Source organism: Nocardia cyriacigeorgica NBRC 100375 (genome assembly GCF_000308555.1).
Taxonomy (GTDB): Bacteria; Actinomycetota; Actinomycetes; order Mycobacteriales; family Mycobacteriaceae; genus Nocardia; species Nocardia cyriacigeorgica.
Window position 1 is genome coordinate 1 of sequence record NZ_BAFY01000045.1, and the last position, 13,482, is coordinate 13,482.

Genomic DNA, 13,482 nt, shown 5'->3' on the forward strand with positions numbered 1-13,482 from the left:
CGATGGGTGCGATGGTCATGGGGATTCCTTTCATCGGGTAACCGGCGAGAGTTCGTCGCCGGAGTCGGTGGACGGGGCCGATTCGGTGCGTTCGGGGAGCACGAGGGCGGCCACCGCGGCGGCCACGAGGAACAGCAGCGCGGCGGCGCCGAGTGCGACGGCATAGCCGCTGTTGAGGGCGGCGGGATCGGCCGGATCGGTGGTGCGGCTCGCGGCCAGGGTCGCCAGGGCTGCGACGCCGACGCTGCCGCCGAGTTGGCGGGAACTGTTGAACACCCCGGACGCCATGCCCGCTTCACGACCGGTGACGCCGATCGTCGCCGCGGTGGCCACCGGCGCCAGACACAGCCCCATCCCGAACCCCGAGATGATCGAGGGTCCGAGTACATCGGCGACCACGCTGCCGTCCGGGCTGATCTGGGCGAACCAGAGGAAACCCACCGCGGTGACCAGCCCGCCGACGATCAGCCAGAATCGCGGCGAACGCCTGGATTTCGTGACCAGCACCGTGCCCGCGATGACGGTCACCGAGAACGGCACGAAGGCGATGCCGGTCGCGCCCGCGCTCAGGCCCAGCACCTGCTGCATGTACAGCGACATCAGAAAGAAAGTCGCGAACTGCCCTGCCGCGGCGAGGAATACGAAGATATTCGCGCCGCTCACCCAGCGGTTGCCGAACAACTCCAGCCGCACCAGCGGCGCCACCGCGCGCCGCTCGACGAGCAGGAATCCGCCGAACAGCACCGCTCCCGCCGCGAGCGTGAGCCCGGTGACGGGCGACAGCCAGCCGTAATGCTCGGTCCGCACAACCCCGACTACCAGCAAGCCGATGCCCGCGGTCGCCGTCACCGCGCCGAGGTAGTCCAGCGGTACGCGCTCGTCCCGGCGCGCATCCGGCGTCACCCCCGCCGCCACGGCCACCAGCGCGACCGCGACGATCGGCACATTGATCAGCATCACCCAGCGCCAATCGGCGTACTCGGTGAGCAATCCGCCGAACAGCACGCCGCTCGCCCCGCCCGCGGCATTGACCGCGCTCCACACTCCGAGGGCCCGCAACCTGGCGCGACCTTCCGGGAATGTGGTGGTGAGGGTGGCGAGTGCGGCGGGCGCCACCGCCGCGGCCGCGATCCCCTGCACTGCCCGCGCCGCGACCAACTGCCACGGCTCCTGTGCCGATCCGCCTGCCGCCGAGGCGATCCCGAACGCGATCAACCCGCCGGTGAAGATCCGCCGCCGCCCGAACAGATCGCAGGACTTGCCGCCGAGGAGCAGGAACCCGCCGAAGGTGAGCGCGTAGATGTGCACCACCCAGGACAGATCCAGCGGCGCGAATCCGAGATCGGTGCGGATCGAGGGCAGCGCGACATTCATCACCGCCATGTCCAGGGCAACCATGAACTGTGCGACCGCGACCGCGGTCAAGGCGGCGCCGGGCCACCCGAGACTGTTTTTATACGCGTATAAAAACTAACCGCATGGGGCAGTGCCTGTCCACACCAACGCCCGGGGATAGGTCAGGATGGGGCTATGCCGAAGCCGTCGTCACCGCCCGCCCGCACCGGCCGTCCGCCCAAGATCTCCCGGGACGACATCGTCGCGGCCGCCACCGCGATCATCGACACCGACGGCGTCGAGAAGCTGACGATGCGCAGGCTGGCCACCGAACTCGGCTGCACCGCCATGGCGCTCTACCATCACGTGCGCGACAAGGAAGACCTGCTCCGGCTGCTGCTCAACGATTACGCCGACCGTGTGCAGTGGCCGCCACTGCCCGACGATCCCCGCGAGCGGATCATCGTGGCGGCGACCGCGATGCACGAGGTGCTCTCGGCACGGCCCTGGATCGTGGAAGTCATCACCGCCGACGATCTGCTCGGCGTCTCCGCACTGTGGTTCGCCGAGAGCATCGTCGCGGGCGCCATGGATTGTGGTCTGCCCGCCGACCGAGCGGTGCACGCCTACCGGATCATCTGGCACTACACCGCCGGCGAGATCATCATCCGGAGCCGCTCGGCCGCGCGAGCCGCCGAAGACCGGCCGACCTATCGCGAGCAGATCTTCGCCGACCTCGACCCGCAGGCATTACCGCGCTTGGCCGCGATCGGCCCCCGCTTCCTGGTGGCGGCCGCCGAGGACACCTACGCGCAGGGGCTGGACGCGCTGGTCGACGGGCTGCTGTCGGACAAACGCGCGCGCTGAACTCCTACCCGCGCAGCACGAGTCAGGGCGAGGAAGCACGGACCGGCCGGATGCGCCGCGCCCCGTCTCGTCCAGCTGTACCGGTACCCGTGCGTCCAGGCCCGGGAGATGCGGCACGGACGTCGAGCCTCGGGCCTCACAAGCTGACGCGCTGCTCCTTGGGCAGGAACAGCTTGTCGCCCTCCTTCACCCCGAACGTCGTGTAGAACTCCTCGAGATTGCGCACCACCTGATTGCAGCGGAATTCGTTCGGGGAGTGGGTATCGGTGGCCAGCAGCCGCTCGGTGACCTCACGGGTCTGCTTGTCGCGCCAGCCGCGCGCCCACGACAGGAACATCGAGCGATAGTCGGGATTGTCGACGCCACGGCGCTTTTCGGCGATCCGGTAGGCCGCCAGCGCGATCAGCAGACCGCGCAGATCGGCCAAGTTCTCGCCGACGGTGAGTTCGCCGTTGACGTGCTGTTCGGGATCGAGGCCCTCGGGGACGAGCACGTTGTACTGCTCGATCAGCTGCTTGGTCTTGGCGTCGAAGGCGGCGCGGTCGGCCTCGGTCCACCAATCGCGGCGGTTGCCGTCACCGTCGAACTTGGAGCCCTGATCGTCGAAGCCGTGACCGATCTCGTGGCCGATGGTCGCACCGACCGCGCCGTAGTTCACCGCGGCCTCGGCGTCCTTGTCGAAGAACGGCGGCTGCAAATACGCGGCGGGGAAGGCGATCTCATTGGTTGAGGCCATGTAGTAGGCGTTCACCGTCTGCGGCGACATCGCCCATTCGGAATCGTCGACCTTGGTGCCGAGCCGGTCGAGCGCGCGTTTGACCTCGAAATCGTTGACCGCGCGCAGGGATTCGATGAGTTTGCCCCTGGTGATCTTCAGCCCGGAATAGTCCACCCACTTGTCCGGATAGCCGATCTTGGTCTTGATCTTGTCCAGCTTCTCGATCGACGCCTTCCTGGTCTCCGGCGACATCCAGGTGGAGTTGGTGAAATTCTCCCGGTAGGCGGCGAACAGGTCGTCGACCATCTCCATGGCGCGCTCTTTGGCCTCCGGCGGGAAATGCTTGTCCACGTACAGCTTTCCGAGCTGTTCGCCCAGGTTCGAATCCACCGTGCCCACCGCGGACTTCCACAGTTCGGGCCGCTGCTGCAGCCCGGCCATCAGCCGGCCGTTGAAATCGAAATTGGCGTCGGCGAACGGCGTGGGCAGGAACCGCGCGTATTGACGCAGCAGGATGAGCTTCAGATAGTCGCGCCACATCGCGATATCGGTCTCGGCCCAGATCTTGCCCGCCTCGGTGACGAAGGACGGCTGGTTCACCACGATCTCGGCGAAGTGTTCCTTCGGGCGCCCCAAGGTGGACGACTCCAGCCACGGATCCCAGTCGTAGTCCGGAGCGAGCGCCTTGGTGGCATCCCAGCTCATCCGGTTGTAGGTGGCGTCGGTGTCGCGGTTGCGCACATTGTCCCAGTGGCCCGCGGCGATCCTGGTCTCCAGGTCGAGATTGCGCTGGGCCAGGCCGGCGGGGTCGGACAGCCCGGCCGCCGCGGCCAGGCGCTCGTTGAAGGTCCGGTATCCGGCCAGCTGCTCGGCGTACTCGGGCTTGCGGTAGTACTGCTCGCTCAACCCGAGACCGGACTGGCCGATCGAGGGGATGTAGGCGTCGGAATTCTTCCGGTCGATGCTGATGCCGAGCCCGATCAGCCCGCCGATCGGCAGCGCGCCCATCACCGCGGCCAGCTCGGCCTTGGTCTGCGCGCCGTCGATATCGGCGAACATCGGCTCCAGTGGGGTGAGCCCGAGCCGCTCGATCTCGTCCAGGTTCATCCTGGCGTCGTACAGGTCGCGGATCTGCTGGGCCTCCGAACCCGGCTCCGGATCGGAAATCGACTCGATGATCTCGCGCAACTGCTGTTCGGTGCGGTCGTTGGCCTCGCTGATCGCGCCGTAGGCGACCTTGTCCGGCGGCAGCTGGTACTCGCGCAGCCACTTGCCGTTGACGTGCCGGTACAGATCGTCCTGCGGCCGGATCGCCGGATCGGAGCCGGTCATATCGACCTGCTTCAACGGCTGGGCGGCCTCGTCCTCCGAGCAGGACGCCAGCAGCGCCGCCGCAGGCACCACCCCCATGGCGACCAAGAACGCGCGGCGGTCCAACATGAACGGACGACCCGACGATGTCACAAAGCTTCCTCTCCCCGATCAGACAATGCGCGCGGGCTCTGCTCGTCACCGATGTGAGCCGGCCCGCACGAGGCTACCGGCGCGGAGCTCGGTTGGCCCGGTCGACGCCGGCTGGGCGGATCGGGGCCGCTGAACCGGCGGTGGCGGAGGCCGGACCCCCGATTTGGGAGTGACCTGGGCGTTCACCTACACTAGACCGGTTGCCTGCGGCAGCTGTGCCCGCAATCCGGCCGCGAACCCCCAGTGGTCGGTCCGTCAGGATCGAAGAAAACCGCTGGCAGGCGCGCGTTCGGGTGGCAACGCGACCATGCCCGTCGGGTCGGAAATCCGGCGTGCTTTTACGTCCAGGTCAAGGAGGCTGAAGTGATTCAGCAGGAGTCGCGACTGCGCGTCGCCGACAACACGGGCGCGAAGGAAATCCTTTGCATCCGCGTTCTCGGTGGTTCGTCGCGTCGCTATGCCGGTATCGGCGATGTCATCGTCGCCACCGTGAAGGACGCCATCCCCGGCGGCAACGTCAAGCGGGGTGACGTCGTCAAGGCCGTCGTCGTGCGCACCACCAAGGAGCGCCGTCGTCCGGATGGTTCCTACATCCGTTTCGACGAGAACGCCGCCGTGCTCATCAAGGCGGACAACGATCCGCGCGGCACCCGCATCTTCGGCCCGGTCGGCCGCGAGCTGCGCGACAAGAAGTTCATGAAGATCGTCTCGCTGGCTCCGGAGGTGCTCTGACATGAAGGTGCACAAGGGCGACACCGTGCTCGTCATCTCGGGTAAGGACAAGGGCGCCAAGGGCAAGGTCATCCAGGCCTACCCGGCGACCAACAAAGTCCTCGTCGAGGGCGTGAACCGGATCAAGAAGCACGTCGCGAACTCCGCCAACCAGCGCGGCGCCTCCTCGGGCGGCATCGTGACCCAGGAAGCCCCGATCCACGTGTCCAACGTGATGGTCGTCGACTCCGATGGCAAGCCGACCCGCGTCGGCTACCGGACCGACGAAGAGACCGGCAAGCGGGTTCGGATCTCCCGTAACAACGGGAAGGACATCTGACATGACCACGACTGAAAACGTGCAGCCTCGGCTGAAGCAGCGCTACCGCGAGGAAATCAAGGACGCGCTGAACAAGGAATTCAACTACGCCAACGTGATGCAGATCCCGGGCGTGGTGAAGGTCGTCGTGAACATGGGTGTCGGTGACGCCGCGCGCGACGCCAAGCTCATCAACGGCGCCGTCAACGACCTGGCCCTGATCACCGGCCAGAAGCCGGAGATCCGCAAGGCGACCAAGTCCATCGCGCAGTTCAAGCTGCGTGAGGGCATGCCGATCGGCGCCAAGGTCACTCTGCGTGGCGACCGGATGTGGGAGTTCCTGGACCGCCTGGTCTCCATCGCGCTGCCGCGTATCCGCGACTTCCGTGGTCTGTCGCCGAAGCAGTTCGACGGCAACGGCAACTACACCTTCGGTCTGAGCGAGCAGTCGATGTTCCACGAGATCGATGTGGACTCCATCGACCGCCCGCGCGGTATGGACATCACCGTCGTGACCACTGCGACCAACAACGAAGAAGGCCGTGCCCTGCTCAAGCACCTCGGCTTCCCGTTCAAGGAGAACTGAGCACATGGCTAAGAAAGCTCTGGTCAACAAGGCCAACCGCAAGCCGAAGTTCGCCGTCCGGGCCTACACCCGCTGCCAGCGCTGCGGCCGCCCGCACGCGGTCTACCGCAAGTTCGGCCTGTGCCGCGTGTGCCTGCGCGAAATGGCGCACCGCGGCGAGCTGCCCGGCGTGCACAAGAGCTCCTGGTGAGCTCGCGCTGAGCGCATCCGCCTAGGCGAAAACTGAACGAGGGCACGGACTCCGAAGAGTCCGTGCCCTCGTTCGTTATCGCGACATCACCAGGGCAGGCAGCCCGCCATCTTCAATCGCGTCGCCAGACCCGACCCGATGGTCGTGCTCGACCCCTGTCCGGTGGTCAGCGCCAGCAGCAGGTCCACGCCGAGCCCGGCGCCGATGGAGCAACCCAGCAGGTTGATGTCGACGGTGATCCGCTCTTCGGGCGCACCCGGCAACGGCTCGTCGGCCTGCGCCGGCCCCGCCACGGCGACCGTCGCCGCCGCCAGTGCCACAGCGGCGATACCGGCTTTGATGGAACGCACCTGATCCCTCCTCATGCGCTACGCGCGTTGTGATGCCGGGTTCCTGAGAGCGGCGCGCGGCCCTACACCCGGCCCGGTCCGCGCACCACTCACTTGTTGACCGGCCCGTGGCGCCGGAAACGTGATTCCGATGCGATCACACATAGCGGGGACCGGCCTGGCCGCCGTACACCCCCCGATTTGGTCCTGACCAGGCCTCCATCTACACTAGACCGGTTGCCTGGCCACCTCTGTGCCCGCATGCGGTCTGCGTGTGGGTGGTCCGGGCGATGCGAACTCATCCGGTCGGCAAGGGTCGACCGGACCAGCCGAATTGCTGTAGGCCCACGATCCGTGTCCTGATCAGGGTGCGGGTGCTGTATGGGAACCGCAGCGAGAAAGGTGTCGAGGTCGAACTATGACCATGACTGATCCGATCGCAGACTTCCTGACACGTCTGCGCAACGCCAACTCGGCGTACCACGATCAGGTGAAGGCTCCGCACTCCAAGCTCAAGGCGAACATCGCCGAGATCCTGAAGCGCGAGGGTTACATCGCCGATTACCGCACCGAAGACGCCGCCGTTGGCAAGAACCTCGTCGTCGATCTGAAGTACGGCCCCAGCCGTGAGCGCAGCCTGCAGGGCCTGCGCCGCGTCTCGAAGCCGGGTCTGCGTGTGTACGCGAAGTCCACCAACCTGCCCAAGGTCCTCGGCGGCCTCGGCGTGGCGATCATCTCCACGTCCACCGGCCTCCTGACCGACCGTCAGGCAGCCAAAGCCGGCGTGGGCGGCGAAGTCCTCGCCTACGTCTGGTAAGGGAGGTAGAGACATGTCGCGTATTGGTAAGCAGCCCATCGCCATCCCCTCCGGCGTCGAAGTCACCATCAACGGTCAGGATGTCGCGGTGAAGGGCCCCAAGGGCCAGCTGTCGCTGACGGTGTCCGAGCCGATCACCGTCACCAAGGGTGACGACGGTCAGCTCCAGGTCGCCCGTCCCGACGACGAGCGCCGCAGCCGTGCCCTGCACGGCCTGACCCGCACCCTGGTCGCCAACATGATCGAAGGCGTCACCAAGGGCTACGAGAAGAAGCTCGAGATCGCAGGCGTCGGTTACCGCGTTGCGCTCAAGGGCCAGAACCTCGAATTCGCCCTCGGCTTCAGCCACCCGGTCGTTGCCGAGCCCCCGCAGGGCATCACCTTCGCGGTGGAATCGCCCACCAAGTTCTCGGTGGCCGGTATCGATAAGCAGCTGGTCGGCGAGGTCGCCGCCAACATCCGCAAGTACCGGAAGCCGGAGCCCTACAAGGGCAAGGGCATCCGCTACGCCGGCGAGAACGTTCGCCGCAAGGTCGGAAAGACGGGTAAGTGATCATGGCGCAAACCGAGAATCAGAAGGCCAAGCGCATTCCGCTGGGCAAGGATGCTTCCACTCGGCGTCGGCTGTCGAAGACCCGTCGCCACTTCCGCCTGCGCAAGAAGGTCGCCGGCACCACCGAGCGTCCGCGTCTGGTCGTGCACCGCTCCTCGCGGCACCTGCACGCCCAGCTGGTCGACGACTCGCTCGGCAAGACCATCGCCGCGGCCTCCAGCATCGAGGCCGATGTGCGCGCGATCGACGGCGACAAGACCGCCAAGGGCAAGAAGGTCGGCGAGCTGATCGCCGAGCGTGCCAAGGCTGCCGGTGTCGAGGCCGTCGTGTTCGACCGTGGTGGTCACGACTACCACGGCCGCATCGCCGCGCTGGCCGATGCCGCTCGCGAAGGTGGGTTGAAGTTCTGATGATGATCAAGATTGCGAACGGAAGGAACGTCTGATGCCGGGACGTCAGAGGCGTGACGGCGGAAACGGACCCGCCGGACAGAACGGAAGCGCCCCCGAGGGCGGCCGCGACAACCGCCGTGGTGGCGACCGTCGCGGTGGCGGTGACCGCCGCGACCAGGCCGCCGAGAAGAACCAGCTCGAGCGCGTCGTCGCGATCAACCGCGTGTCGAAGGTCGTGAAGGGTGGTCGTCGCTTCAGCTTCACCGCCCTGGTCATCGTCGGTGACGGCAACGGCCTGGTCGGTGTCGGTTACGGCAAGGCCAAGGAAGTTCCCGCGGCCATCCAGAAGGGTGTCGAGGAAGCGCGCAAGGGCTTCTTCCGCGTCCCGATGATCGGCTCCACCATCACTCACCCGGTGCAGGGCGAGGCGGCGGCCGGTGTGGTCATGCTGCGTCCGGCTTCCCCGGGTACCGGTGTGATCGCCGGTGGCGCCGCGCGCGCCGTGCTGGAGTGCGCGGGCATCCACGACATCCTGGCCAAGTCGCTCGGTAGCGACAACGCGATCAACGTCGTGCACGCGACCGTTGCCGCGCTCAAGCAGCTGCAGCGTCCCGAAGAGGTCGCGGCCCGTCGTGGTCTGCCGCTCGAGGACGTCGCTCCCGCGGGCATGCTGCGTGCCCGTGCCGGACAAGGAGTCTGACCATGGCAGATCTCAAGGTGACCCAGATCAAGAGTTCGATCGGCGCCAAGCAGAATCAGCGGGACAGCCTGCGCACCCTCGGTCTGCGGGGAATCCGCAAGTCGGTGGTCCGTGAGGACAACGCCCAGAACCGTGGGCTGATCAACGTCGTGCGCCACCTCGTAACAGTTGAGGAGGTCTGACATGACCATCAAGTTGCATCACCTGCGTCCTGCCCCCGGCGCCAAGACCGAGAAGACCCGTGTGGGTCGCGGTGAAGGCTCCAAGGGCAAGACCGCGGGCCGCGGTACCAAGGGCACCAAGGCTCGCAAGAACGTCCCGGCCGCCTTCGAGGGCGGGCAGATGCCGATCCACATGCGGCTGCCCAAGCTCAAGGGCTTCACCAACCCGTTCCGGACCGAATACCAGGTCGTGAACGTCGGCGCGATCGCCGAGCTGTTCCCGCAGGGTGGCCAGATCGGCAAGGACGAGCTCGTCGCCGCCGGTGCGGTCCGCAAGAACCAGTTGGTCAAGGTTCTCGGCGAGGGAGAGATCTCCGTCGCGGTCCAGATCAGCGCGGACAAGTTCTCCGGCTCCGCCAAGGAGAAGATCACCGCGGCCGGTGGCACCGTCACCGAGCTGGGCTGACGTTAGGAATTCCACAGCGGCACCGGACGAGTGAGAACTCGTCCGGTGCCACTGTTAGAGTTCAAGTGTTGTCTGCCAAGACTCGTCATGGGGTCGGCGTCGAGGGACCGGGGTTTCTGATTCCGGACCACCGCTGAAAATTCCATGGCATGACCATGTCGTTCGCCAGGAGGATCTGTGCTTTCCGCCTTCGTATCGGCCTTCCGGACTCCGGACTTACGGCGGAAGATTCTCTTCACGCTGGGGTTGGTCGCGCTGTACCGTGCCGGTGCCGCGTTGCCGTCGCCCGGTGTCGATTATCGGGCGGTCCAAGAGTGCGTCGACCTGGTCTCCGGCGGTGAGAACGCTGGTATCTACCAGCTGATCAACCTGTTCTCCGGTGGTGCGCTGCTGCAGTTGTCGGTCTTCGCGATCGGCATCATGCCCTACATCACCGCGAGCATCATCATCCAGCTGCTGACGGTCGTCATCCCGCGGTTCGAGGAACTGCGCAAGGAAGGCCAGGCCGGCCAGACCAAGATGACGCAGTACACGCGATATCTGTCGATCGCGTTGGCGGTGCTGCAGGCCACCGGTCTGGTGGCGCTCGCGGCCCGCGGACAGTTGTTGCAGGGCTGCCAGCAGGACATCCTCGCCGACACCAGCATCTTCGGCATGATCATCATCGTGCTGGTCATGACGGCCGGTGCGGCGCTGGTCATGTGGTTCGGCGAGCAGATCACCGAGCGCGGTATCGGCAACGGCATGTCGCTGCTGATCTTCGCCGGTATCGCCGCCCGCATCCCGACCGAGGGCAAGGCCATCCTGGACAGCCGCGGTGGCCTGGTGTTCGGCCTGGTGTGTGTGGCCGCGTTCGCGATCATCGTCGCGGTCATCTTCGTCGAGCAGGGTCAGCGCCGGATCCCGGTGCAGTACGCCAAACGCGTCGTCGGCCGCAAGATGTACGGCGGCTCCTCGACCTACCTGCCGTTGAAGGTGAACCAGGCCGGCGTCATCCCGGTGATCTTCGCGTCCTCGCTGCTGTATCTGCCGAATCTGATCGCGCAGCTGACGGGCTCGCAGAACAATCCGGATCCCAGCTGGTGGCAGGAGATCATCCAGAAGTATCTGGTGAATCCGAGCAACCCGGTCTACATCGCGATCTACTTCGGCATGATCGTGTTCTTCACCTACTTCTATGTCGCGATCACCTTCAATCCGGAGGAACGCGCCGACGAGATGAAGAAGTTCGGTGGCTTCATTCCCGGCTACCGGCCCGGTAAGCCGACCGCCGATCATCTCAGTTTCGTGCTGAGTCGCATCACCCTCCCCGGCTCGATCTACCTCGGCGCGGTCGCGGTTCTGCCGAACCTGTTCCTCGATATCGGTAACACCGGTGGGGTGCAGAACCTGCCGTTCGGCGGCACGGCCGTGCTGATCATGGTGAGCGTCGGTTTGGACACCGTGAAGCAGATCGAAAGCCAACTGATGAATCGAAATTACGAAGGGTTCCTCAAGTGAGAGTTGTACTGCTCGGACCGCCGGGTGCCGGCAAGGGCACGCAAGCCGTTCTGCTGTCGGAAAAGCTCGGTGTGCCACACATCTCCACGGGGGACCTGTTCCGCGCGAACATCAGCCAGCAGACCCCGCTGGGTCGCGAGGCGCAGAAATACATCGACGCCGGCGATCTGGTGCCCAGCGATGTGACCAACCGGATGGTCGAGGCCCGCGTGGCCGAGCCGGACGCGGCCAACGGCTTCGTGCTCGACGGCTACCCGCGCACGGTCGACCAGGCCGACGCGCTGGAGAAGATCCTCGGCGATATGGACAAGAAGCTGGACGCGGTGCTCTGCTTCGTCGTGCCCGAGGAAGTGCTCAAGGAGCGCATGCTGGCGCGCGGTCGTGGCGATGACAACGAGCAGATCATCGACAACCGGCTGCGGGTGTACCGCTCGGAGACCGAGCCGCTGCTCGAGCACTACGACGGCCTGGTCGTCACCGTCGACGGTGTCGGCGAGGTCGACGAGGTCAACGCCCGGGCGCTGCGCGCGCTGGGACACTGATCATCCACTCGACGATGGAGCACTGAGGCGCCATGGTTTTCGGCCGCAAGCGCAAGAAAGTGGTGCCGTTCCGCACGGCGGGTGAAGTGGACGCGATGGCGGCCGCGGGTGCGATCGTCGGTCGCGCCCTGGTCGCCGTGCGCGCCGCCGCGGTGCCGGGCGCCTCGACGCTCGATCTCGACAAGGTGGCCGAGCAGGTCATCCGGGACGCCGGCGCGGTGCCGTCGTTCAAGGGCTATCAGGGTTTCCCCGCCTCGATCTGCGCCTCGGTCAACGACCGGGTGGTGCACGGCATCCCGTCGGCCGAGGAGATACTCGTCGAGGGCGACCTGGTGTCCATCGACTGCGGCGCCATCCTCGACGGCTGGCACGGCGATTCGGCCTGGACCTTCGGCATCGGCGAACTCTCCGAGGACGACCGGCTGCTGAGCGAGGCCACCCGGCTGTCGATGGAGGCCGGTATCGAGGCGATGCTGCCCGACAACCGCCTCTCCGACGTCTCGCACGCCATCGAGCTCGGCACCCGGGCCGCGGAGAAGGCGCACGGACGCAGCTACGGCATCGTCGACGGCTACGGCGGTCACGCCATCGGCCGCGAGATGCACATGGAACCCTTCTTGCCCAACGAAGGCGAGCCCGGCAAGGGCCCGCTGCTGGTCGTGGGTTCGGTGCTGGCCATCGAGCCGATGCTGACCCTCGGCACCAGCGACACCGAAGTGCTCGACGACGACTGGACCGTGGTGACCGCCGACGGCACCCGCGCGGCGCACTGGGAGCACACGGTGGCCGTCACCGAGGACGGGCCGCGCATTCTCACTCCGCGCCCGGAGTAGTATCCGAACTTCGCCGAAGGCCCGCGCTATTGCGCGGGCCTTCGTTTGTGTTGCGTGCGCTCGGTGTCACCCTTCCAACAGGAGAGTGACCGGCCCGTCGTTGACCAGTTCGATGTGCATATGGGCGCCGAAGCGCCCGGTGGCGACGGTGGCGCCGAGAGCTCGCAGGGCGTCGGCGAAGTGGTCGACCAGGGGTTCGGCGATGGGGCCGGGGGCGGCTGCCGACCAGGACGGGCGGCGGCCCTTCTTGGTGTCGGCGTACAGGGTGAACTGGCTGACCACCAGGATCGGGGCGTCCAGGTCGGCGGCGCTGCGTTCGCCGTCGAGCACGCGTAACCGCCACAGCTTGTCCGCCAGCGCGGCGGCGGTCGCCTCGGTGTCGTCGTGAGTGACGCCGACCAGCGCCACCAGGCCGTGGGGCGCGCCGTGTGCGGTGGGGTCGATCCGGCCGACCACCTCACCGTCGACGCTGACTCGCGCGGATGTCACTCGTTGCAGCAGTACTCGCACGCGGGCCATCATGGCAGGTCCGTCCGCGCCGCCCGGTACCCGCGTGCCACTCCGGCGCCACCTGCGATTCAACTCGGCGCTACTCGGGATTCGTGATCGGCTGTCACAGTCGCAGACGAGCTGACGGAGTGCGGGCGACCGCGCGGGTGGTGAGGAGCGAGCATGGGCGCCGACAAGGTCAAGGCCGATCCGGACGATTTCCAGAGGGCCGCCGAGAAGACCGGCGCGGTTCGCGACAAGGTGCAGGGCATCCTCAATACGCTCCAGGCATCGATCAGCTCCTACGGAACCCCTTGGGGCAATGACAAACTCGGTGCCTCGTTCACCGATGGCGAGCAAGGCTACTTTGCCGCCAGGGAAAGCCTCACCGGCAACATCGAAAATGTGGCCAACTCGTTCAACAACTTCCGCAGCGGTCAGGCTCAGACGGTGGTCGCGTTGCGAAAGATGGAGCGGGCCAACGAGGGTAGCTTCGAGTGATCGAAAGCC

General features: G+C 66.4%; 19 protein-coding genes. 15 read left to right on the plus strand and 4 right to left on the minus strand.

Annotated elements, in window-relative coordinates:
- Positions 1-30: 30 nt before the first annotated feature.
- Positions 31-1,425 carry an MFS transporter gene (locus RJ05_RS03980; protein ID WP_085996152.1) on the minus strand — a complete coding sequence of 465 codons (1,395 nt, stop codon included), beginning with the start codon at positions 1,423-1,425 and terminating at the stop codon, positions 31-33.
- 105 nt (positions 1,426-1,530) lie between these two features.
- Between RJ05_RS03980 and RJ05_RS03985 the strand changes: the two genes are divergently transcribed.
- Positions 1,531-2,202, plus strand: coding sequence for a TetR/AcrR family transcriptional regulator (locus RJ05_RS03985; protein ID WP_036533242.1), 672 nt, complete (start codon positions 1,531-1,533; stop codon positions 2,200-2,202).
- A 136-nt stretch (positions 2,203-2,338) separates the two neighbouring features.
- On the opposite strand, the gene RJ05_RS03990 is transcribed toward RJ05_RS03985, so the two are convergent.
- Positions 2,339-4,384, minus strand: a complete 2,046-nt coding sequence (locus RJ05_RS03990) for a M13 family metallopeptidase (protein ID WP_425295166.1) — start codon at positions 4,382-4,384, stop codon at positions 2,339-2,341.
- 363 nt (positions 4,385-4,747) lie between these two features.
- Here RJ05_RS03990 and rplN point away from each other — a divergent pair, with 363 nt between their 5' ends.
- The 4 genes from rplN to RJ05_RS04010 are packed head-to-tail and all read left to right on the plus strand — an operon-like array spanning position 4,748 to position 6,190.
- Positions 4,748-5,116, plus strand: a complete 369-nt coding sequence (gene rplN / locus RJ05_RS03995; RefSeq protein ID WP_014349098.1) for a 50S ribosomal protein L14 — start codon at positions 4,748-4,750, stop codon at positions 5,114-5,116.
- A 1-nt stretch (position 5,117) separates the two neighbouring features.
- Positions 5,118-5,435 carry a 50S ribosomal protein L24 gene (rplX, locus tag RJ05_RS04000; protein ID WP_014349099.1) on the plus strand — a complete coding sequence of 106 codons (318 nt, stop codon included), beginning with the start codon at positions 5,118-5,120 and terminating at the stop codon, positions 5,433-5,435.
- 1 nt (position 5,436) lies between these two features.
- The gene (rplE, locus tag RJ05_RS04005; protein ID WP_036533246.1) at positions 5,437-6,000 is read left to right on the plus strand and encodes a 50S ribosomal protein L5; all 564 of its coding nucleotides are present in this window, start codon (positions 5,437-5,439) and stop codon (positions 5,998-6,000) included.
- 4 nt (positions 6,001-6,004) lie between these two features.
- Entirely contained in the window at positions 6,005-6,190 is a 186-nt protein-coding gene (locus RJ05_RS04010; protein WP_014349101.1) for a type Z 30S ribosomal protein S14, read from the plus strand.
- A gap of 86 nt (positions 6,191-6,276) precedes the next feature.
- Here the strand turns inward: RJ05_RS04010 and RJ05_RS04015 are convergent, their stop codons facing one another.
- Positions 6,277-6,540 (minus strand): hypothetical protein, encoded by a 264-nt coding sequence (locus tag RJ05_RS04015; protein ID WP_036533269.1) that lies wholly within the window; start codon positions 6,538-6,540, stop codon positions 6,277-6,279.
- Positions 6,541-6,937: 397 nt separating this feature from the next.
- Here RJ05_RS04015 and rpsH point away from each other — a divergent pair, with 397 nt between their 5' ends.
- The 9 genes from rpsH to map all read left to right on the plus strand — a co-directional run bounded on the left by rpsH (position 6,938) and on the right by map (position 12,483).
- The gene (gene rpsH, locus RJ05_RS04020; protein WP_014349106.1) at positions 6,938-7,336 is read left to right on the plus strand and encodes a 30S ribosomal protein S8; all 399 of its coding nucleotides are present in this window, start codon (positions 6,938-6,940) and stop codon (positions 7,334-7,336) included.
- Positions 7,337-7,349: 13 nt separating this feature from the next.
- Positions 7,350-7,889 (plus strand): 50S ribosomal protein L6, encoded by a 540-nt coding sequence (gene rplF / locus RJ05_RS04025; RefSeq protein WP_036533248.1) that lies wholly within the window; start codon positions 7,350-7,352, stop codon positions 7,887-7,889.
- Positions 7,890-7,891: 2 nt separating this feature from the next.
- Positions 7,892-8,299, plus strand: coding sequence for a 50S ribosomal protein L18 (gene rplR, locus RJ05_RS04030; protein ID WP_036533271.1), 408 nt, complete (start codon positions 7,892-7,894; stop codon positions 8,297-8,299).
- A 34-nt stretch (positions 8,300-8,333) separates the two neighbouring features.
- Positions 8,334-8,981, plus strand: coding sequence for a 30S ribosomal protein S5 (gene rpsE, locus RJ05_RS04035; protein WP_014349109.1), 648 nt, complete (start codon positions 8,334-8,336; stop codon positions 8,979-8,981).
- 2 nt (positions 8,982-8,983) lie between these two features.
- On the plus strand, positions 8,984-9,163 hold the full coding sequence (gene rpmD / locus RJ05_RS04040; protein WP_014349110.1) for a 50S ribosomal protein L30: 180 nt from the start codon (positions 8,984-8,986) through the stop codon (positions 9,161-9,163).
- 1 nt (position 9,164) lies between these two features.
- Positions 9,165-9,608, plus strand: a complete 444-nt coding sequence (gene rplO, locus RJ05_RS04045) for a 50S ribosomal protein L15 (protein WP_036533250.1) — start codon at positions 9,165-9,167, stop codon at positions 9,606-9,608.
- Positions 9,609-9,785: 177 nt separating this feature from the next.
- Complete coding sequence (gene secY / locus RJ05_RS04050; RefSeq protein WP_036533252.1) at positions 9,786-11,108, plus strand: preprotein translocase subunit SecY; 1,323 nt, start codon at positions 9,786-9,788, stop codon at positions 11,106-11,108.
- On the plus strand, positions 11,105-11,650 hold the full coding sequence (locus tag RJ05_RS04055) for an adenylate kinase (RefSeq protein WP_036533254.1): 546 nt from the start codon (positions 11,105-11,107) through the stop codon (positions 11,648-11,650). The genes secY and RJ05_RS04055 overlap by 4 nt, the downstream gene beginning before the upstream one ends.
- Positions 11,651-11,682: 32 nt before the next feature.
- Positions 11,683-12,483: a type I methionyl aminopeptidase gene (map, locus tag RJ05_RS04060; protein ID WP_036533257.1), complete on the plus strand. Its 801-nt coding sequence runs from the start codon at positions 11,683-11,685 to the stop codon at positions 12,481-12,483.
- A gap of 66 nt (positions 12,484-12,549) precedes the next feature.
- On the opposite strand, the gene dtd is transcribed toward map, so the two are convergent.
- Positions 12,550-12,993, minus strand: coding sequence for a D-aminoacyl-tRNA deacylase (gene dtd, locus RJ05_RS04065; RefSeq protein WP_036533273.1), 444 nt, complete (start codon positions 12,991-12,993; stop codon positions 12,550-12,552).
- Positions 12,994-13,155: 162 nt separating this feature from the next.
- On the opposite strand from dtd, the gene RJ05_RS04070 reads away from it, so the two are divergent.
- Positions 13,156-13,473, plus strand: a complete 318-nt coding sequence (locus tag RJ05_RS04070) for a hypothetical protein (protein WP_036533260.1) — start codon at positions 13,156-13,158, stop codon at positions 13,471-13,473.
- Positions 13,474-13,482 lie beyond the last annotated feature (9 nt).

Coding starts and splice junctions, on each gene's coding strand:
- RJ05_RS04070 (WP_036533260.1), top strand. CDS start 13,156: ATGGGCGCCGACAAGGTCAAGGCCGATCCGGACGATTTCCAGAGGGCC.
- rplE (WP_036533246.1), top strand. CDS start 5,437: ATGACCACGACTGAAAACGTGCAGCCTCGGCTGAAGCAGCGCTACCGC.
- map (WP_036533257.1), top strand. CDS start 11,683: ATGGTTTTCGGCCGCAAGCGCAAGAAAGTGGTGCCGTTCCGCACGGCG.
- rplR (WP_036533271.1), top strand. CDS start 7,892: ATGGCGCAAACCGAGAATCAGAAGGCCAAGCGCATTCCGCTGGGCAAG.
- rplX (WP_014349099.1), top strand. CDS start 5,118: ATGAAGGTGCACAAGGGCGACACCGTGCTCGTCATCTCGGGTAAGGAC.
- rpmD (WP_014349110.1), top strand. CDS start 8,984: ATGGCAGATCTCAAGGTGACCCAGATCAAGAGTTCGATCGGCGCCAAG.
- rplF (WP_036533248.1), top strand. CDS start 7,350: ATGTCGCGTATTGGTAAGCAGCCCATCGCCATCCCCTCCGGCGTCGAA.
- rpsH (WP_014349106.1), top strand. CDS start 6,938: ATGACCATGACTGATCCGATCGCAGACTTCCTGACACGTCTGCGCAAC.
- rpsE (WP_014349109.1), top strand. CDS start 8,334: ATGCCGGGACGTCAGAGGCGTGACGGCGGAAACGGACCCGCCGGACAG.
- RJ05_RS03985 (WP_036533242.1), top strand. CDS start 1,531: ATGCCGAAGCCGTCGTCACCGCCCGCCCGCACCGGCCGTCCGCCCAAG.
- RJ05_RS04010 (WP_014349101.1), top strand. CDS start 6,005: ATGGCTAAGAAAGCTCTGGTCAACAAGGCCAACCGCAAGCCGAAGTTC.
- rplO (WP_036533250.1), top strand. CDS start 9,165: ATGACCATCAAGTTGCATCACCTGCGTCCTGCCCCCGGCGCCAAGACC.